Source organism: Bradyrhizobium sp. USDA 3240 (assembly GCF_054063295.1).
On the sequence record NZ_JBSSGD010000002.1, the window covers coordinates 1,773,992 to 1,792,500 of the forward strand.

At 63.6% G+C, this 18,509-nt stretch carries 15 protein-coding genes; 3 read left to right on the plus strand and 12 right to left on the minus strand.

Annotated features, from left to right (window positions below):
* Positions 1 to 83 precede the first annotated feature (83 nt).
* The 6 genes from ACVIGA_RS09215 to ACVIGA_RS09240 form a co-directional block, all read right to left on the minus strand.
* A complete protein-coding gene (locus ACVIGA_RS09215) occupies positions 84 to 1,088 on the minus strand; it encodes a TRAP transporter substrate-binding protein (RefSeq protein ID WP_456666137.1) in 1,005 nt (334 codons plus the stop codon).
* Positions 1,089 to 1,555: 467 nt separating this feature from the next.
* Positions 1,556 to 2,497 (minus strand): bestrophin-like domain, encoded by a 942-nt coding sequence (locus ACVIGA_RS09220; RefSeq protein WP_456666138.1) that lies wholly within the window; start codon positions 2,495 to 2,497, stop codon positions 1,556 to 1,558.
* A gap of 82 nt (positions 2,498 to 2,579) precedes the next feature.
* On the minus strand, positions 2,580 to 2,993 hold the full coding sequence (locus ACVIGA_RS09225) for a cupin domain-containing protein (protein ID WP_456666139.1): 414 nt from the start codon (positions 2,991 to 2,993) through the stop codon (positions 2,580 to 2,582).
* A gap of 236 nt (positions 2,994 to 3,229) precedes the next feature.
* Complete coding sequence (locus ACVIGA_RS09230) at positions 3,230 to 4,732, minus strand: MmgE/PrpD family protein (RefSeq protein ID WP_456666140.1); 1,503 nt, start codon at positions 4,730 to 4,732, stop codon at positions 3,230 to 3,232.
* Positions 4,733 to 5,741: 1,009 nt separating this feature from the next.
* On the minus strand, positions 5,742 to 6,953 hold the full coding sequence (locus ACVIGA_RS09235; RefSeq protein WP_456666141.1) for an ABC transporter substrate-binding protein: 1,212 nt from the start codon (positions 6,951 to 6,953) through the stop codon (positions 5,742 to 5,744).
* 115 nt (positions 6,954 to 7,068) lie between these two features.
* Positions 7,069 to 7,656 (minus strand): exopolysaccharide biosynthesis protein, encoded by a 588-nt coding sequence (locus ACVIGA_RS09240; protein ID WP_456666142.1) that lies wholly within the window; start codon positions 7,654 to 7,656, stop codon positions 7,069 to 7,071.
* A gap of 89 nt (positions 7,657 to 7,745) precedes the next feature.
* On the opposite strand from ACVIGA_RS09240, the gene ACVIGA_RS09245 reads away from it, so the two are divergent.
* Positions 7,746 to 8,285 carry a hypothetical protein gene (locus ACVIGA_RS09245; RefSeq protein ID WP_456666143.1) on the plus strand — a complete coding sequence of 180 codons (540 nt, stop codon included), beginning with the start codon at positions 7,746 to 7,748 and terminating at the stop codon, positions 8,283 to 8,285.
* Positions 8,286 to 8,370: 85 nt separating this feature from the next.
* Here ACVIGA_RS09245 and ACVIGA_RS09250 read toward each other — a convergent pair whose 3' ends face one another.
* The 5 genes from ACVIGA_RS09250 to ACVIGA_RS09270 form a co-directional block, all read right to left on the minus strand.
* Entirely contained in the window at positions 8,371 to 9,105 is a 735-nt protein-coding gene (locus ACVIGA_RS09250; protein ID WP_456666144.1) for a substrate-binding domain-containing protein, read from the minus strand.
* A gap of 31 nt (positions 9,106 to 9,136) precedes the next feature.
* Positions 9,137 to 9,931, minus strand: a complete 795-nt coding sequence (locus tag ACVIGA_RS09255) for a dienelactone hydrolase family protein (RefSeq protein WP_456666145.1) — start codon at positions 9,929 to 9,931, stop codon at positions 9,137 to 9,139.
* A gap of 55 nt (positions 9,932 to 9,986) precedes the next feature.
* Positions 9,987 to 12,773, minus strand: a complete 2,787-nt coding sequence (gene fdhF, locus ACVIGA_RS09260; protein WP_456666146.1) for a formate dehydrogenase subunit alpha — start codon at positions 12,771 to 12,773, stop codon at positions 9,987 to 9,989.
* A 36-nt stretch (positions 12,774 to 12,809) separates the two neighbouring features.
* Entirely contained in the window at positions 12,810 to 14,522 is a 1,713-nt protein-coding gene (locus ACVIGA_RS09265; protein ID WP_456666147.1) for an NADH-ubiquinone oxidoreductase-F iron-sulfur binding region domain-containing protein, read from the minus strand.
* Between the two features lie 209 nt (positions 14,523 to 14,731).
* Complete coding sequence (locus ACVIGA_RS09270) at positions 14,732 to 15,985, minus strand: molybdopterin molybdotransferase MoeA (RefSeq protein WP_456666148.1); 1,254 nt, start codon at positions 15,983 to 15,985, stop codon at positions 14,732 to 14,734.
* Between the two features lie 194 nt (positions 15,986 to 16,179).
* Between ACVIGA_RS09270 and ACVIGA_RS09275 the strand changes: the two genes are divergently transcribed.
* Together ACVIGA_RS09275 and mobA are read left to right on the plus strand one after the other, a co-directional pair.
* Positions 16,180 to 17,064 carry a formate dehydrogenase accessory sulfurtransferase FdhD gene (locus ACVIGA_RS09275; RefSeq protein WP_456666149.1) on the plus strand — a complete coding sequence of 295 codons (885 nt, stop codon included), beginning with the start codon at positions 16,180 to 16,182 and terminating at the stop codon, positions 17,062 to 17,064.
* On the plus strand, positions 17,057 to 17,674 hold the full coding sequence (gene mobA / locus ACVIGA_RS09280) for a molybdenum cofactor guanylyltransferase MobA (RefSeq protein WP_456666150.1): 618 nt from the start codon (positions 17,057 to 17,059) through the stop codon (positions 17,672 to 17,674). Before ACVIGA_RS09275 ends, mobA begins: the two co-directional genes overlap by 8 nt.
* 15 nt (positions 17,675 to 17,689) lie before the next feature.
* On the opposite strand, the gene ACVIGA_RS09285 is transcribed toward mobA, so the two are convergent.
* Entirely contained in the window at positions 17,690 to 18,328 is a 639-nt protein-coding gene (locus ACVIGA_RS09285) for an HD domain-containing protein (RefSeq protein ID WP_456666151.1), read from the minus strand.
* Positions 18,329 to 18,509 lie beyond the last annotated feature (181 nt).

Sequence of the window (18,509 nt, forward strand, 5' to 3'; positions counted from 1 at the left end):
CGGAGACTCCCCCTCACCCGAAATTCAAGCTGCGCTTGAATTTCGACCTCTCCCCGCACGCGGGGCGAGGTGCAAACACCGCCTTAGTTCATCGGGCTGCGGCCCGTTTCCTTCAGGAATTCGTCGATCAGCGGTTGGCCGACGCGCGAGGCCACATCCTTGTAGACCGGCATCATCGCCTTGCGCATCGCCTCGTCCTGCTCCGGCGTCAAGGTGATGATCTCGGTCTTGCCGGCCTTCTTGATCTCGGCGAGCGCGTCCTCGTTCTCCTTGGCCGACTGGTTGTTGCCGAACTCGGTGGCTTCCTTCATCGCCTTGTTGAGTTGGTCGCGGATGTCGGCCGGCAGGCCGTCCCAGAACTTCTTGTTCACGACCACGACGTAGCCGATGTAGCCGTGATTGGTGACGGTCGCGTACTTCTGCACCTCATGCATTTTCTGGGTGTAGATGTTCGACCAGGTGTTCTCCTGGCCGTCGACCACGCCGGTCTGCAGCGCCTGGTAGACGTCCGAGAACGCCATCACCTGCGGAATCGAACCGAGCGCGCGGAACTGGGCCTCCAGCACCTTCGACGACTGGATACGGAATTTCAGTCCCTTGTAGTCGGCGGGCGCGACCAGCTTCTTGTTCGCGCTCATCTGCTTGAAGCCGTTGTCCCAATAGGCCAGACCGGTCATGCCCTTGGAATCCAGCTTCTTGAGCAGCTGGGCGCCGAGCGGACCGTCGGTGACCTTGCGCAGCGATTTCAGGTCGGGGAGGATGTAGGGCAGATCGAAGACTTCGAATTCCTTGATGCCGATCGGGCCGAACTTCGAGTTCGACGGCGCCAGCATCTGCACCGCGCCGAGCTGCAGTGCCTCGAGCTCTTCCTTGTCCTTGTAGAGCGTCGAGTTCGGATAGACCTCGACCTTTACCTTGCCGCCGGTGTACTTCTCGGCGAGTTCCTTGAACTTGTCGGCCGCCTTGCCCTTCGGCGTATCCGACGCCACCACGTGGCTGAACTTGATGACGATCGGCGACTGCGCCGAGGCCTGCCCGACAAAGGTCAAAGCCGCGATCGATGCCGCAGCCAATATGAATTTACGCATGTTTCCTCCCGCGTATTGCGGAGCACGAATACCGGCCCCGAGACATCCGGTCGCACCATTACAGACAAGCAACGGTGATTGCCATTGCCCCTTTAGCAGGGGCTGATTTGCGCCATTGCTGCACTGCAAAATCCGATGCGGCGGTATCCCTTTCGGCTCTTGCGACCGTTCAATGACACCGCCCGCACGCTGTGCCCGGCCATGGCGGCGCGGTCAATGCGAGGTTTGGCAATGGCAAGTTCGCCGGGCGCGAATGCTGGTGCCCACGCTCACTGCGCGCGGTCATTAACTCCGTCACCCTGAGGAGCGCGCAGCGCGTCTCGAAGGGTCGACGGCCACCAGCCGGGCCGTGCATCCTTCGAGGCTCACCCAGCGGCGCAATTGCGCCGCAAGGCTCGCACCTCAGGATGACGGGACGGGTCAGTTCGCGTGATACGTTGCGTTCGCGGCAACAGCCGCCCGCATCCTCATTGCGTGATGGTGTTCGCGAGTTCCGTAAGAGGTCCCGGTTCGACCCGGACATCCCCAGCGAACGGACGCTCCTGCAGGCCAATGAGTCCCAGCGCCATCACCACGGCGATCGAGAACACGCTGAGCGCCGTGATCTGCGCACCGGCCTTGTTCAGATGCACCAGCCCGATCGCCATCTGCGTGACCACGCCGAGGACGATCACCAGGATCCATTTGGCATCGATCGTACGATCGGATGCCAGCGCAAGCCGTTCAGAGCGGGCGCTTCCTGCGCGAACCGCGGCATTGAGCAAGGCGGTCTGCACCGGTGCGCCCGCTTTCTGCGCGATCCTGGGATCGCTGACTTCCTGCAGCAGCGCGTTATAGGCGGACTCGGCTGTGCGGGCCTCATGGTCCTCCGTCATCGCCGGCCACTCATCGTTCACCAGGGCCGCGACGTATTTGGCAAGGACGGATCTGACGTTGCGCATGTCCAGGGCAGAGGCGATGCTGAGCGCATCGACGTTGCGCAACTCCCCCGCCTCCGCTTGCACCGCACGGGCCGCTTGACGGTTGCGATCGGCAATATCACTGGCGAGAAATCCGGTCAGCAGCGCAAACAGCACGCCGACCGCACCAAAGAACGGCGCCACGACGCCTTCGACGCGGCGCCTCGCCTGAGCGGTTGCCGGGCTGAAACTGGCGATGACGATGGCAGCGCCCGTCGCCGCATAGAGGACGACGAGAACGGCAAACAACTCGTATGTCGGAAAGTCCAGCCAGGCCTTGATCATCGTTGCGCGCAACGCCCCCCCGCGGCGACTGCGGCCAGAATAGGGTTGCGTGAAGCTCACGTCATCCAAGAACGCCAGCACCGGAAGGCGTACCCCTGAATGGAAGTGGCGATGTCCCGGCACCGTCTCCTCCAAGCCGAAGAAGACATCGGTCAGCATCGCCATAATGTCCGCGCCCTGGGCCACAAGCTGACATCGGAGGGCGCATAAAATGAAGCAGCCGTCAAACGATGCGACCTCGAGATGACTACTTCACTTCTTTCATCACGGGCTTGTCTTTGGCCTTGATGCGGATCACTAGCGTCTTTGAAGGTTTGTCCGTGGCGTTCCGACCGAAGTGCTTTGTGTTCGGTGGCGTGTACACAACCTCACCAGCCTTAACTATCTTGGTGCCGACGCCGTCGATTTCAAAAGTCTGCTCACCCTCGATCACGTAAACGAACTCGTGACCTTCCTCATGCTGGTGCAGTGGGAGCCGGAAGCCGGAAGGCCACTCCGATGCGTAGATGATCACCTCTTGCCCCGGTAGATTGACCAAGTCCGTCTTGAATACTTGCTTGGTCACGTATCCAGGCACCTGAGCACGGATGGTCTCGGGCAAGCCCAATCCAATGACGATGCCACCCACCAAAAGGCCAGCCGAGAGAAAAATGCGTTTCATTATGCGCTCCCGGTACGAGCCACCTCGTGCTGGCGCTTCCTGAAATTAGGACGCCCAAGAGTGGAACCTGAGACGCTAGTGCTCAAGGTGCCATTAAGCAAATCGGGCGAGCGTCCGGTGCGGGCACGGGCGATGTCCGTTCGGGGTCAAAAGCTGACATCGTTCAGTGCTGCCGCAACGTCCGCTTCGGGCCATCAAGCGACATAGAATTCGCCGGTGGAGCACTTTTTCCCCAATCATCCCGGGTTTTGCTGTCCGCTTCCCTTTAGGGCGCGTGCCAATTCGCGGACATCCTTCAGTTCTTCAAGGCCATCGACAAGTGACGCGACACGCTCCGCGCCTGCCTTACCAACGACAGGGACCGCAAGATTCATGAATTTGCGTTCGAGCGACGATCGCGATAGCGGGCGTACAGCGTCGCCTTCGGGAACTTCCACTGTCTCGCGCAAAGACTGACCGTCTGTGAAGATGATCTCTATGCTTGCGCCACGCCCCTTGGGGAGTTTGGCAATGAGCGCCTCTCCGGGCTTCACGGAAGTCTTCTCCACCAACGCCAATACGTCACGGGCTCGCCAGCGGTCCTTTTCGAATTGCGCTACCGTCACATCACCATCGAGGAGAGCCAGGGCGAGGCAAACGGGAAGACTGTGATCGGCGGTACCCTTCGTCTGCGGCCGAAATTTCGCGGCATCCGCGACGCGCTCGATTATCCCGGGATAGGTCTCAACCGTGATCGCCCGTATATCTTGTGCTCGACCTTTGATCCTCGCAGAGAGTGATGCGCCAGCTTCTGCCACGGCTTGCAACTCAATTTGGATCGGAAAGCGTTTGAATGCCACGCGCGGCAGACGGTATCGCGCAAGCTCAAGGTCGACGGCAAATCCCTCTTTGGCAGGCTTCATTTTCGACGCCAGCCACTCCAGCGTGCCGGACGGGCCGGTGAAGCCCTGCGCGGCAAGCCGCGTTGCGAAAACGCCGTCGGCCGCAGTGGCGGCGAGCCCCATGGCCTTCATCATGCTGATCGCGCCACTATTGACGACAAAGCTTGTGAAGCCACGGGCGCCCGAAATTCCAACCGCATTGGCGATGAGTTCCTGGGGAAGTCCCCAGGTCTTGCCCGCAATCACAGGGATCCCGTAGGAAGCCGCACACAAAGGATGAAAACCACGCTCAATGAAGGAAATGGCGTCATTGACGCGCATGCTGGTCTCATATCCAGCGACCATCGCCTCGATGAGATCACGGCCGCTTCGTCCGCTCTCCTCGCAAAGCGCAATGGCCGTCGGAAGCACCTCGCTCGGATGAAGTGGCTCAGTGCCTATATAGGTATCATTCAGGTCGAGGGAGCGAACAAGGACGCCGTTGACGAACAGTGCGCCTTCTGCGGTAGCGGATCGCGGATAGCCGATCACGGTGGCTGTATTGCCGTCTCCGAAAGTCTTGCGAATTGTCGCCTCGGCGATATTTGCGGGTTCGGATCCTACTGATCCAAGCGCGCAGCCGAGCGTGTCGAGAAGCACGCGCTTGGCCGACGTGATCACGTCCGTCGGGAGTGTTTCATATCTGATGGAAACTCCAAACTCGGCAAATTTCTGCTCAAGTGTTGCCTTCTGGTTATCGCCGTCGCCGGCGGCAAGTGCTGAACCGATAAGACTATAACTGTCGGACCGAACGCTCCCGAGAGAGAGACCGGCGGTAGCAGCAATTGTGGTTTGTTTCAGAAAATCACGACGTCTCATGAATGTCTCCATTCTGAAATTGCAGTCGCGGTAACGTTCAGCAAAACAGCGATTGATCTACCCGGGGAAGCCACCCCGATAAACGTCCAGTATGGGCACCTACCCCGAGTTTAGAAAGTCAAAGAAGTCGGCTATGGGTCAAACGGCGACGTCGAGCAGTGCCGCCCCGATATCCGGCCTGGGCCAACAACAGACGTGGCAACGGCTTCGGGCGAAGCAGTCCGCGTCCTCCCTGGCACCCATGTCAAGGGCGGTCATTGGCAGAAATTCTTTTGACCCTCAGTGGCCAAGTTCTGGAATTTCGGCTAGTTGAATCCACGTGGCAATGCAATTAGGACGGCATGTCTGTCATCGAGAGGACAAGGTCATGAAATTGTCGTCAAGGTTTGTCGCGCCCACCGCCGTCGCTTTCCTGTCAACTGTCTTGCTGTGCGGCCCTGCTGCGTCGCAAACCGCGACAGGCTCCAGCGCCCCGCTTCCCTCCATCACGGTCGACGCGCCGAAGCCGGCGGCAAGGCCAATCAGGCCGAAGGAAGTCGCAAGCAGCCGAGTGGCTGCTCGCCGGACATCGCTGGCCGGTCACTCGTCATCCCAAGGCGCGCGAACGCCGTCGCCTGCGCCGGATACAGTCTTGGGGAGGATCGCCAGTCTGGAGAAGGTCGCCAGCAACTGCAACGGTGGCTGCGAATCCAGCCTTCCCCACGGCAAAGACCCCTGGGTTGGGTGTAGCGAGTCGGGCGGCGGACAGACATATGGACCGTTCTCGGCAACGTGCCGAGACAACCTCACCTACAAATCCTACGTGGATTGCGTCGAGACCAAGGTGTTCCTGGGCGATTACCGAAATCGAGCTTACTGGGTTTGCAGCAGCCTGTCCGCCGCCGGGAAGTTTCAGGTCGCCGAGCTCAAGCGATCCAGACATCCGCGCTAGGCAACGCGCTCGCATGGACGCAGCGAACTTTGCTGCGTCCATGGATGCCGGACAGCAGGGCCGCCTCTCGGCTGGTCCTCAGCGCGACGCGGTGCTGATGTTCTCGCCAAAGAACTTCCATGTCTTGCCGTCGAACTTCGCGAGCTTGAACGTGTCGAAGGTGGAATAGTCGGTCGGCGACACCGAGACCGTGATGCCCGGCAGCAAGAGCGGCAGCGAGACCTTGCTCAGGTTGGTGGCCTGCCTCAACAGGTTCTCGCGCGTCAGCACGTCGCCGCAGTTCTTCAGGATGATAGCCGTGAACTGCGCCGACAGATAACCGATCTGGTTGCTGCCATCGATCGGATTGCCTTCCGGATACCACTGCTTCATGAATGCGAGATAGTCCTGCACGCCCTTGTCGGTGTCCCATGCGGGGTCGCCCACCACCTTGGTCGCCAGCGCCGTCATGAGGCCGGTGGATGCTTCGAGGCCTGCAGGCTCGAGCACACCGCCAATCGAGCTCGCGACGGAGACGATGAAGTGCGTCGGCTTCCAGCCGAGATCGGCAACCTTGCGGATCGCCTGCGCGCCGAATTTCGGCGTCGTGATCGTCATCAGCACGTCGGCGCCCGCAGCCTTTAGATTCACGATCTGGGAATCGATCGTGGGATCGGTCACCTCGTAGCTGAGCTCCTTGACGATGAGACCGGCCTTCGCTCCCAAGCCCTCCTTGAAGCCCTTCAGATAGTCCTTGCCGAAGTCGTCATTCTGGTAGATCACGCCGATCTTCGCGTTGGGCAGCTCCTTGAGGATGTACTTGGCGTAGATCTTCGCTTCCTGCGCATAGGGCGGATAGAACGGCGTGGTCCAGGGGAATTCCTTCGGATCGTTCCACTTGGAGGCCCCGGTGGAGATCAACAGATGTGGGATCTTCTTGCCGTTCAAATATTTTTGGATCGACGAGTTTGTCGGCGTACCCAGTGAGCCGATATTGGCAAGGATCTCATCCTGCTCCACGAGCTTGCGCGTCTGCTCCACCGTCTTCGGCGGGCTATAGCCGTCGTCCATGCTCAGCAGCGTGATCTTCCGGCCGTTGATTCCGCCCTGGCTGTTGATCATCTTCCAGTATGCGGCCTCGGCCCTGCCCTGCGTGCCATACGCCGAAGCCGGACCGCTGTAAGGCATGGTCTGCCCGATCTTGATTTCGGTATCGCTGGCGCCGGGATCGTATTTCTTGTCGGCAGAAAGAACCGCCGACGTGGAAACAAGGCTGAGCGCGGCGACGGCCGCGAGCGTGATGCAACGCATGTGTTCTCCCCATTCGCGTCGCTGTTTGCCGCGACGTCCGGCGAGATCATGAACATGCCGGCGCGAGATGTCGACCCCTGAAGTCGGGACATCGAACTGCCCTAACCGTCTGGTGTCACAGCCCCATCCAGTTCATCACCGCTCCGAACGTTGCCCAGAGCGTCCATCCGAGCCCAAGCAGGCAGATCATCGCCGCCGCCATCGCAATCGTCAGCAGCAGGCCGTCCTCCTGCAGGTAGGCGACTGCGATCAGGACGACCACCATTCCCGGAATGACGTTGACCAGAGGCAGCGGCCAGCCTGCCGAGAAGGCCAGCAGAAACACGACCAGTCCGACGAGGCGGTCGATCACGTCGCGACGCGCGTCCCAGCGCGGCCGGCTGATGCGCTCGATCGCTTGCAGCATCGGACGGACCAGGACGGTGAACCGCTTGAAGCGCTTGAAGTCGAACTGCCGCTTCGACAGGAAACGCGGAAACGACGGCGCGCTGCGGCCACGCATCATCTCGACCGCCGGAAACAGCAGCGCCAGCGTCGCAACCGTCGCAACGCCGGGGATGATCACCAGCAGCCCCAGAAGCAGCAGGAGCAGGCCGAACGACCGCTTATCCAGGTTGCTGAGGAGCCATTCGAGATCGACGGGGCCGTCCGGTGCTTGAGCGACGAGTTCCTCAAGAAGTTGGGACGTGTGCGTGGGCGCCAATGGGGCTCCGGACGAGGGGGACATAGCTGCCAAAGTGGTCAGACTCGGCATCGATTGCAACAGCTGCCGAAGCAGACTAGGAAGCATGGGTGACCAACGATTCCGATCAGGCATGGCAGCCCCATGCGCCGTCAAGCCCGATTCCCGCCACTCGCCGCCGCTGGCCGTGGTTCCTGCTGATCGTCATCATCGCCTGTGCGGGCGCCGGGGGCGTCTACGCCTGGCCCCAGATCGCGCCGCTGGTCCCGTCCCTGGGCAGCGCTGCGGCCAGCGACAGAGTGGCAGCAGGCGACAAGGAGACGTTGCCGGATCTGCTCGCGACCCAGCAGAAGCTCGAGGATGACATCGGCGCACTCGGCAAGTCGGTGGCGGACCAGCAGAAGCAGCTGAAGACCGTCGTCGACCAGCTGGCGGCCCTGACATCGAAGGTCGATGCGCTCCAGCGTCCCGCTCCGGCTCCCGTGCCACTGCCGGCCACGGCAGCGGCCGACCAGCCGCGTGCAGCACCGGTCGCACAGGCTGCCCCGAAGCCCCGAAAGCCGCCGCCGGTTCGGGCGCCGAAACCGGCAGGTCCGATTTCGACCGGTGGCGCGCCGCTCAACGTGGCGCCCGGTGCCGGGGCTCGCTGAGCCGCGCCGCGGTCAGCGGTACGATGAGATGCATCGGCGGCTCATTACCAAGAAGGTGAGCGCTGGACGTCAGCGCAAGGGCTGCCTATCCGCGCGGCCGCTCCATGCCCGCCCGCTTGATGGCCGCGCGCAAGATAGCGGTATCCGAGGAAAGGAAATCGATCAGGCGCCTGGCTGCGTCAGACGATTTTGGGTCGCTGACGATCGCGGCCGTGAAGGTCTGCACAAGCTGGAGATCCGGAGGCAGCAGACCGACAACCTCGATGCCGGTCTCCTGAACCAGTTCGCTGGTCGGCCCAATCGAGCAATTTGCCTTGCCCGCGCGCAGCGCTTCGGCGGCCTCGGTTCCACGCGCCTCGAGGGTGAGCCGCACCGTGTCCGGCAGGTTCAGCCTAGGGCAGACGTTGTCGCGGAAGAATTGTCCACTCGTGCTGCTTGGCGCCACCACCTGGCCCGCATCGATCAAAGCCTGCCTCAGCGCGACAGGCTTGCCGATGTCCGGCTTCGGAGCGCCTGAGCGAACCGCGGCCGCCAAAGGCGCCGTCGCGAGGCCGGCGTCGGATCCCGCACGAATCCGCCCGTCTTCGTTCAGCGTGCGAAGTCCCTCTCGCGACAGGATCACGACGTCCGCTTTGATGCCGTGCGCGAGCTGATGCCTGATCGTTTTCGGACCAGTGCCCTCCGATGCACCGGATCCGGTTTCCACCTTGATGCCGGTGTTGCGCTCGAATTCGGGCAGGACTTCCCGATAGACCGCTGCGAAGCCGCCGGAAATGATGACCCTGATCGTGTCCGGCGTATCGGTGCTTGCCGTCGTCAATGCTGCGGCACCCTGTCGGCGGCCCGTCTGCTCATTTCTGAAGGCTTGCGGCGAACAGCTTGGCCGCCTCGGCCTTCGATTCCTGATCGGCCTTGGCGTCGTACCGGAGCGGCAGGTTGAACTTCTTGCCGAGTTCGGTCGCTTCAGGGTTCGTGAATGCGTGCACGGCGCCCGGATACTCGATGATCCGGTAATCGGCCTTCGCTACGTCGAAATCCTTCTTCAGCGCATCGTACTGCTCGCGCTTCACGAACGGGTCGTCCGCGCCGTTCAGAATCAAGATCTTCGCCTTGACGGTACCCGGCGCCGGTGCGGGCGTATTGAGTCCGAGCGAAGCGTGAAAGCCCGCAACGGCGGCGAGATCGGCGCCGGTGCGCGCCATGTTCAGCACCACCGCGCCGCCGAAGCAGTAACCGACCGCGCCGATCCGCTGCGGATTGACCGAAGCCTGCTTGGCGAGCTGCTCGCGCGCGGCGTTGAAGCGCTGCTCCATCACCTTCGCATCCTTCATCACCGAGCCTGCGAGCGCGCCGGCGTCCTTCGGGTTGTCAGCGGTCTTGGCGTCGCCGTACATGTCCGCAATGAAGGCTGTGTAGCCCTGCTCGGCGAACTTCCGCGCCTCGTTGTGGATATGCGGGGTGATGCCCCACCATTCGTGCACCATCACGATGCCGGGCCGCTTGGCCTGGGTCGCGTCGTCATAAACGACGAAGCCCTTCATCGTGGTCTCGCCGTCGTTATAGGTGACCGGCTCTTCCTTGACTGCGGCGTGTGCGCTCGCGACCATTGCGATGGCGCAAAGGGCTCCGACGATGATCGTTCGCATGCTGATCTCCCTGCGGGTTGGCGTCGCCGCGTTGCGTTTGTTGTGGCCCAGACGGCTATTCCGCCGCCGTCCGGATATCGATCTTCTCGGCGCGGACGGCGCAGAACTTGAACTCCGGAATCTTTCCGAACGGATCGAGCGCCGGGTTGGTCAGCAAATTCGCCGCCGCTTCCGCGTAGCAGAACGGCATGAAGACCATGTTCTCGGGCACGTCGCGGTCGGCGCGCACCTTGACCTCGACCGCGCCGCGGCGCGTCTCGAGGCGGATGAAGTCGCCGGGCGCGAGCCCCTTCTTGCGCATGTCCTTCGGCGTCATGAATGCGACCGCTTCGGGCTCGATCTGGTCGAGCACTTGGGCACGGCGCGTCATCGAGCCGGTGTGCCAGTGTTCGAGCACGCGCCCGGTCGACAGCACCATCGGGTACTCGTCGTCGGGCAGTTCATCCGGCGGGATCACCTTGGCCGGCACGATCTTGCCGCGGCCGCTCTCGGTCGGGAAACCGGTGGTGAAGATGATCTCATTGCCCGGCTTGTCGGGATCGTCGACCGGATAGGTCACCGCGCCCTCACGGACCAGCCGCTCCCAGGTGATGTTCTTCAGCGACGGCATCAATTGCGCCATCTCGGTGAAGACCTCGCCCGGCCCGGCGTAATTCCAGGGCAATCCCATCCGCTTGGCAATTTCCTGGATGATCCAGAGATCCTGCCGCGCGTCGCCCGGCGGCTTGATCACCTCGCGCGCCAGCTGCACGCGGCGGTCGGTGTTGGTGAAGGAGCCGGATTTCTCGGCGAACGCCGAAGCCGGCAGGATGACATCGGCATGGAACGCCGTCTCAGTGACGAACAGGTCCTGCACGACGAGATGATCGAGCTTGGCCAGCGCCTGGCGCGCGTGCTGGAGATCCGGATCTGACATCGCGGGGTTTTCGCCCTCGACATACATGCCGTGGATTTCGCCGGCATGGATCGCGTTCATGATCTCGACCACCGTCAGCCCGCGCACCGGATCGAGCTCTTGCCCCCACAGCTTCTCGAACGCGCCGCGCATGTCGTCGCGGCCGACCGGCTGATAGTCCGGCAGGAACATCGGGATCAGGCCGGCGTCGGAGGCGCCCTGCACGTTGTTCTGGCCGCGCAGCGGATGCAGCCCGGTGCCGGGGCGGCCGACCTGACCGGTGATCAAAGCGAGTGCGATCAGGCAGCGCGCATTGTCGGTGCCGTGGACATGCTGGCTGATGCCCATGCCCCAGAAGATGATCGACGATTTGGCACGGGCGTAGGCACGCGCCACCTCGCGCAGCGTCTCGGCGGGAATGCCGCAGATCTGAGACATGCGCTCCGGCGTGAACTCCTGGATCTTCGCCTTCAGCTCGTCATAGCCCTCGGTATAGCCGGCGATGTACTGCTCGTCGGTCAGGCCTTCGGTGATGATCGTGTGGATCATCGCGTTCAGCATCGCGACGTCGCTACCCGGCTTGAAGGCGAGGTGCTGCGTGGCGTGGCGCGACAGCGTCTGCCGCCGCGGATCCATCACGTACAGCTTGGCGCCGCGCTTGGCGGCGTTCTTGATGAAGGTCGCGGCGACCGGATGGTTCACGGTCGGATTGGCGCCGATCACCCAGATCACCTCGGCGTCGGCGGCGGCCGAGAACGGCGCCGACACCGCGCCCGAGCTCAGTCCCTCGAACAAGGCCGCCACCGACGAGGCGTGACACAGCCGCGTGCAGTGATCGACATTGTTGGAGCCGAAGCCGGTGCGGACCAGCTTCTGGAACAGATAGGCTTCCTCGTTCGAGCCCTTGGCCGAGCCGAACCCGGCGAGCGCCTTGGCGCCCTTCTCGTCGCGGATTTTCTTCAAGCCCGCCGCGGCAAGATCGAGCGCCTCTTCCCAGGATGCCTCGCGGAAATGGGTGTAGGGATTGGCCGGATCGACCTGGTCGTTGGCATCCTTCTTCACGCCCGGCAGCCGCACCAGCGGCTTGGTCAGCCGGTTCGGATGATGGATGTAGTCGAAGCCGAAGCGGCCCTTGACGCAGAGCCGGTTGTGATTGGCGGGACCGTCACGGCCTTCCGCGTAGATCACCTTCTCGTCCTTGACCTCGTAGGTGACCTGACAGCCGACGCCGCAATACGGGCACAGCGAGTCCACCTTGCGGTCGGGATAGACGACGCGCGTTTGCTTGTCGTCGAGCATGACAGCCGGCATCAGCGCGCCGGTCGGACACGCCTGGACGCATTCGCCGCAGGCGACGCAGGTCGATTCTCCCATCGGATCGTCGAAGTCGAACACGATCTTCGAGCCGTGACTACGATAAGCCATGCCGATCACGTCGTTGACCTGCACTTCACGGCACGCCCGCACGCACAGGCCGCACTGGATGCAGGCGTCGAGATTGACGCGCATCGCCGGATGGCTGCTGTCGGCGTGCCAGCGTTCCGTGGCAGGGAAGCGGCTTTCGGTGACGCCGGTCTTCTCGGCCCAGTGCCAGAACTTCGAGTCCGGATCGTGCGAGGTCTCGCGCGCCGGCTGGTCGGCGACGAGCAGCTCCATCACCATCTTCTGCGCCGCGACGGCGCGCTGGCTGGCCGACTTCACTTTCATGCCGACCGAAGGCGTCCGCTTGCAGGACGCCGCCAGCACGCGCTCGCCTTCGATCTCGACCATGCAGGCGCGGCAATTGCCATCCGGCCGATAATCGGGCGCGGGCGAATAGCAGAGATGCGGGATCTCGGTGCCCTGGCGCTTGGCGACCTGCCAGATCGTTTCGCCGGCCCGCGCTTCGACCTGATGGCCGTCGAGCTCGAACTGGATCGTTGGGCCGGAGTTGTGATCGTTGCTCATTCAAAATCCTCGTCGAAGTTCGCCTGCTTGGTCCGCCTATTCGGCGGCTTGCTGCGGACGAAACCCGTCCGGAAAATATTTGATCACTGAGGTCAGCGGATTGGAGGCCGCCTGACCGAGGCCACAGATCGATGCATCGCGCATCGCCTGGCTCAATTGGTCGAGCAGCTCCTTGTTCCAGACCCGTTGCTGCATCAAGAGTGCCGCCTTCTCGGTTCCGGCGCGGCAGGGCGTGCATTGCCCGCAGCTCTCGTCCTCGAAGAACTTCATCAGGTTGAGCGCGGCGTCCCTGACGTCATCGGCCTGCGAGAGCACGACGACGGCAGCGGAGCCGATGAAGCAGCCGTATTTCTCCAGGGTGCCGAAATCGAGCGGGATGTCGTCCATCGAGGCCGGCAGGATGCCGCCGGACGCGCCGCCCGGCAGATAGGCCTGCAAGGTATGGCCGTCGGCCATGCCGCCACAGAACTCGTCGATCAGCTCGCGCACGGTGATGCCGGCGGGCGCGAGCTTGACGCCGGGATCCTTGACGCGTCCCGACACCGAGAAGCTGCGCAGGCCGTGGCGCTCGTTGCGGCCGTGGCTCTTCCACCAGTCGGCGCCCTTCTCGACGATGTCGCGCACCCACCACAACGTCTCGATGTTGTTGATCAGCGTCGGCAGGCCGAACAGCCCGACCTGGAACGGATATGGCGGCTTGTGTCGCGGCAGGCCGCGCTTGCCCTCGATCGATTCCAGCAGCGAGGATTCCTCGCCGCAGATATAGGCGCCGGCGCCGCGTCGCAGATGCAGCACAGGACCGCCGGGTGGAAGTTTTGCGATCTCGCGCGCGAGGATCTCGCGGCAGGCCGGGTACTCGTCGCGGATGTAGATGTAGACTTCCGGCGCCTCGACCACGTGGGCGCCGATCAGCATGCCCTCGAGGAAGCGATGCGGATCGCGCTCGAGATAGTAACGGTCCTTGATCGTGCCGGGCTCGCCTTCGTCGCCGTTCACCGCCATCAGCCGCGGACCGGGTTCGCCGAGCACGGCGCGCCACTTGCGCCCCGTGGGGAAACCGGCGCCGCCGAGACCTCGCAGCGAGGCATCGTCGAGCGCCTTCAACAGGTCTTCCCGCGGCAGCTCGCCCAAGCGCAGCCGCGTCAGCAGCTGGTATCCGCCGTCGGCGACATAGGCGTCGTAATCAACGTAAGGCGGGAGATGCACATGGGTGTCGCCGCTCTTCGCCGCAGCGAGCACGTTGCTGACCGTCGCATGATCGATGAAGTTGTGGCCGACCTCCGCAGCGGGTGCGGTGTCGCATCGGCCGACGCACGGCGCCCGCACGACGCGGATGCCGGGGCCGGCGCGGCTCTGGAGATCCTTCAGCAGCTTCTCGCCGCCGAGCATCGCGCAGGTGAGGGAATCGCACACCCGCACGGTGAGCGGCGCGATATCAGGCTCGCCTTCCTTCACGATGTCGAAATGCGCATAGAAGGTCGCGGTCTCGAACACTTCGGCGAATGACAGCTTCATCTCGTCGGCAAGCGCCGCAAGATGCTGCGCCGAGATCTGATGGTATTTGTCCTGGATCAGATGGAGGTATTCGATCAGCAGGTCGCGACGCCTCGGCCGGTCCGCGAGCAGCGCCTCGATCTCATGAGCGGCCGCGGGGTCGACCTGGCGTCCCTTGGGCGTGGCTTTCGCCCGCTTCCTGCCGGCTCCGGGATGCTCGAACGCGCGGACCTTGTGAACGTCGTCTCCACTCATGAAACCTCGCCTTGGAACCCGGCTTTGCGCAAGTTGCGCCGGTTCAACCCAACTCTATTCTCTGGCATGCCACAGGCAAGCAGATTTAGAACGCCTCTAGCAGCGTCGGGTTGCCGCGCAGGCCGTTGTTAATGTTTGCCTATCGATCGATCTGAATTCCCAATCACGCGAGCGGCCGGCTCGCGCGATCGCGACCGCATCTCGCGGCCTCAGAGCAGGTCGGCGTAGCCGAGAAAGCCGACCGTATCGCCCGGCTCGACCCGCACGATGGCTTCGCCGAGCTCGATCAGCCCATCCGTCTCGACCAGCGACGACAACAGGCCGGCCCCTTCGCGGGGAAACTTGGTCGCCTCCAGCGCGCCGTCCGCCGCCCGGCGCAGCGAGGCGCGGACATATTCACGGCGGCCGCTCTTCTTCTTGTAGCTGAAGGCGCCCCGGACCGGCATCGGCAGCAAGGCAGACGGCACGGCGCCCGACAGCGCCAACACCGTCGGCCGAACGACGTGGACAAAGGTGACGAAGCTCGCCACCGGATTGCCCGGCAGGCCGATCAGCGGCGTGCCGTCGATGATCCCCATCGCCACCGGGCGGCCCGGCTTGATCGCCATTCGCCATAGCACCAGCGAGCCGGCCTGTTCGATGCCTGCCTTGACGTGATCCTCTTCGCCGGTCGAGACGCCTCCGGTGGTCAGGATCAGGTCGTAGCGTTGCGCGGCCTGCTTGAGCGCAGCGGCGAGCCCGGCGCGCTCGTCGCGCAGGATGCCGAGATCGCCGACCTCGCAACCGAGCCGCCGCAACATCGCGATCAGCATGAAGCGGTTGGAATCGAACAGCTGCGCTTCGGCGCGCGGGCTCCCCGGCGCGGCCAGCTCGTCGCCGGTCGAGAACACCCCGACACGCAGGCGCCGCACCACATCGAGCGTGGTGAGCCCGAAGGCCGCGGCAACGGCGATGTCCTGCGGGCGCAGCCGCCGGCCCGCCGCCAGCGCGACATGGCCGCGCGCAATGTCTTCGCCGGCCGGACGCACATTGGCGCCGGCCTTCAGGCCTGACGGCAGGATCACGTTGCCCGCATCGTCGATCCGCACGTCTTCCTGCATGAACACGGTATCGGTGCCCACGGGCATCGGCGCACCGGTGAAGATCCGCACCGCACGGCCGGGCTGCGCGGGCGCTGCCGGCGCTCCCGCCTGCACGCGGCCGGCAACGGGAAACGCGCGCTCGCCGCTCGCCGGCAGGTCTGCACCTGACACCGCGTAGCCGTCGACGGCGGAATTCATGAAAGGCGGCAGCGGCAGCGGTGCGGCGACATCCTGGCTGAGGATGCGTCCATCGGCGTCGACCAGGGCAACGGTTTCCGTCTCGCCGACAGGCTTGACGCGCGACGCGATGATCGCGACGGCCTCGTCGACCGACATCATCGGTCCGCCGAACGCGAAGCAGTCGTCGGAAAGCTGCGCCATGATGTCCTCAGTCCTCGGCCATCGACAAGATTTGTTCGACCCACATCGCGAACTGCGGCGTTGTCCTCAAAGCCGGACCGTTCCTGACGAGTCCATGGCAGTTCCCGCAAGCCGGCGGAAAGTGGCCAGTCCGTCTCCGATCGTGCTTATATCCCCAGCTCCGTTGCCATGTGAACCCATTGGGACGCCGCCCTGTGACCGAGAAGACCACCGCTCCCCTTATTGTTCCTGACCCGGACGACCCGCGGCTGACGGAGCGCGTCACAGGCGTCGATCAGACCGGCGCGCCGACCGAGATCAGGGTACCGGTCGAGCGGCCGCTGACGCTGTACCTCAATGCGCAGGAGATCGTCACGATGATGACGATCAACGACTATCCCGAATACCTCGCGCTCGGCTACCTCCTGAACCAGAACATGCTCAAATACGACGACGCCGTCACCGAGGTCGAATATGACGACGATCTCCAGGTGGTGGTGGTCCGCACCGCGCACCACACCAATTTCGAGGCGAAGCTGAAGAAGCGCACCCAGACCTCGGGCTGCGCCCAGGGAACGGCGTTCGGCGACCTGCTCGAGGCCGTCGAGAAGGTTGCGCTGCCGAAGGCCGAACTGCGCACCTCGTGGCTCTACCGGATGACGCACACCATCAACACCATGCCGTCGCTCTATCTGGAAGCCGGCGCCATTCACGGCTGCGTGCTGTGCAAGGAGAGCACCCCGGTCTGCTACACCGAGGATGTCGGCCGGCATAACGCCGTCGACAAGATCGCGGGCTGGATCTACCGCCACAATGTCGATCCGGCCGACAAGATCCTTTACACCACCGGACGGCTCACCTCGGAGATGGTGATCAAGACGGTGCGGATGGGCATCCCGATCCTGGTCTCCCGCTCCGGATTCACCGCATGGGGCGTCGATCTGGCGCGGCAGGTCGGATTGACCTTGGTCGGCCGCGCCCGCGGCAAGCGCTTCATCGCGCTGTCGGGCCAAGAGCGGATCGTCTACGACCAGAACCTCGACTATGTCGAAGAGGAATCGATGCGGCACAAGCGCAAGGGCGAGGCCGACAATGACTGATATCCCGGGCGTGCTGCTGGCCGGCGGCCTCGCGCGGCGGATGGGCGGCGGCGACAAGCCGATGCGCAAGATCGCCGGCCGGACCATTCTGCAGCGGGTGATCGACCGTCTCGCCCCGCAATGCGGCGGGCTGATCATCAACGCCAATGGCGACCCCGCGCGCTTCGCCGCCTTCGGCCTTCCGGTCGTCGCCGACGATGTCGCCGATTATCCGGGCCCCCTCGCCGGCATCCTGGCCGCGCTCGACTGGACTGCGGCCAACCGCCCGGACGCGAAATGGGTGCTGAGCGCGGCGGGCGACTGCCCGTTTCTTCCGCGCGATCTTGTCGCACGCCTTGAGCAGGCGCGCGCCGCGCAGAATGCCGAGCTCGCGGTCGCCTCATCCGGCGGGCAAGTGCATCCGGTGATCGGTCTGTGGAGCGTGCGTCTGCGGAACGAATTGCGCCATGCGCTGGTCGAGGAGGATGTGCGCAAGATCGATCGCTGGACCGCGCGCTATCCGCTGGCCACGGTCGAATGGCCGACCGAGCCGCTGGACCCGTTCTTCAATGCCAACACCGTGGAAGACATCGCGGAAGCCGATCGCCTCGCCGCGCTGGACGGCGGATGACGACCGCCGCCCCGCTCAGCTGGGCCACCGCGTGTTGCGTATCCGGGTGCAGGCGTTCGGCCGGTGAAACGCGGGGTCACGCTCCGCGACAAAATCGAAATTGACCGTGCCGAACGTGGTCTGCGGCTTCTTCAGGGCCGAGCAGGTCTGGACCTCGATGAACTCGTTCTTGAAATCACCGCGCGGAAACGCGGCAATCACGCTGTCGCGCTGTTCGGCCGTGTAGTCGTCGTAGCCGACGCCGACGGCATCGACCAGAACGCCGGCATTAGTGAGCGCGATTTCCGGTCGCATGTATTGCGGGATGCCGGGCGTGGTGTGCAGCGCAATCGCTTCCCACACCAGATCGGCTTTCGGCTCGGGGATGCCGTGGCTCCTGAGAAATGCGCGCGCCGCATCGGCGCCGTCGACTTCAAACCGCTTGGTCTCGGTGTGGAAGTGATCGACCAGACCAAGGTCATGAAACAGCGCGGCGACATAAAGCAATTCAGGGTCGAACTTCAGATTCTGCCTGACGCCCTTGAGGGCGCCGAACACGAACACGCGAACCGAGTGATTGAACAGCATCTCGGTTTCGTATTGCCGCACCAGCTCGGCGGCCTCCCGCGCGATCTCGCTGTCCGGGATTCGAATGCCGGAAATCGTGTTCGTCATCGTCGCGCTCCTGTCCCCTCTGTCGCGTTGCCGGATGCGTGCCAACGGCGTCGCTGATCATGCGTACCGGCACTGCGCTGCAGTGCATCGTTGTCCAATACGTAACCCGCGAAGGAGCGACCGGAAGGCCCCTGCGGCATGAAGATTTTGCAGGGAGATAATGAGGCTGATGCAACGCCGA

Excerpts from the sequence above, each read along its gene's own strand:
- ACVIGA_RS09225 (WP_456666139.1), bottom strand. The coding sequence starts at position 2,993 with ATGAAACGCATTTTTCTCTCGGCTGGCCTTTTGGTGGGTGGCATCGTC.
- ACVIGA_RS09270 (WP_456666148.1), bottom strand. The coding sequence starts at position 15,985 with ATGGCGCAGCTTTCCGACGACTGCTTCGCGTTCGGCGGACCGATGATG.
- ACVIGA_RS09265 (WP_456666147.1), bottom strand. The coding sequence starts at position 14,522 with ATGAGTGGAGACGACGTTCACAAGGTCCGCGCGTTCGAGCATCCCGGA.
- mobA (WP_456666150.1), top strand. The coding sequence starts at position 17,057 with ATGACTGATATCCCGGGCGTGCTGCTGGCCGGCGGCCTCGCGCGGCGG.
- ACVIGA_RS09230 (WP_456666140.1), bottom strand. The coding sequence starts at position 4,732 with ATGAGACGTCGTGATTTTCTGAAACAAACCACAATTGCTGCTACCGCC.
- ACVIGA_RS09235 (WP_456666141.1), bottom strand. The coding sequence starts at position 6,953 with ATGCGTTGCATCACGCTCGCGGCCGTCGCCGCGCTCAGCCTTGTTTCC.
- fdhF (WP_456666146.1), bottom strand. The coding sequence starts at position 12,773 with ATGAGCAACGATCACAACTCCGGCCCAACGATCCAGTTCGAGCTCGAC.
- ACVIGA_RS09255 (WP_456666145.1), bottom strand. The coding sequence starts at position 9,931 with ATGCGAACGATCATCGTCGGAGCCCTTTGCGCCATCGCAATGGTCGCG.
- ACVIGA_RS09220 (WP_456666138.1), bottom strand. The coding sequence starts at position 2,497 with ATGGCGATGCTGACCGATGTCTTCTTCGGCTTGGAGGAGACGGTGCCG.
- ACVIGA_RS09215 (WP_456666137.1), bottom strand. The coding sequence starts at position 1,088 with ATGCGTAAATTCATATTGGCTGCGGCATCGATCGCGGCTTTGACCTTT.
- ACVIGA_RS09285 (WP_456666151.1), bottom strand. The coding sequence starts at position 18,328 with ATGACGAACACGATTTCCGGCATTCGAATCCCGGACAGCGAGATCGCG.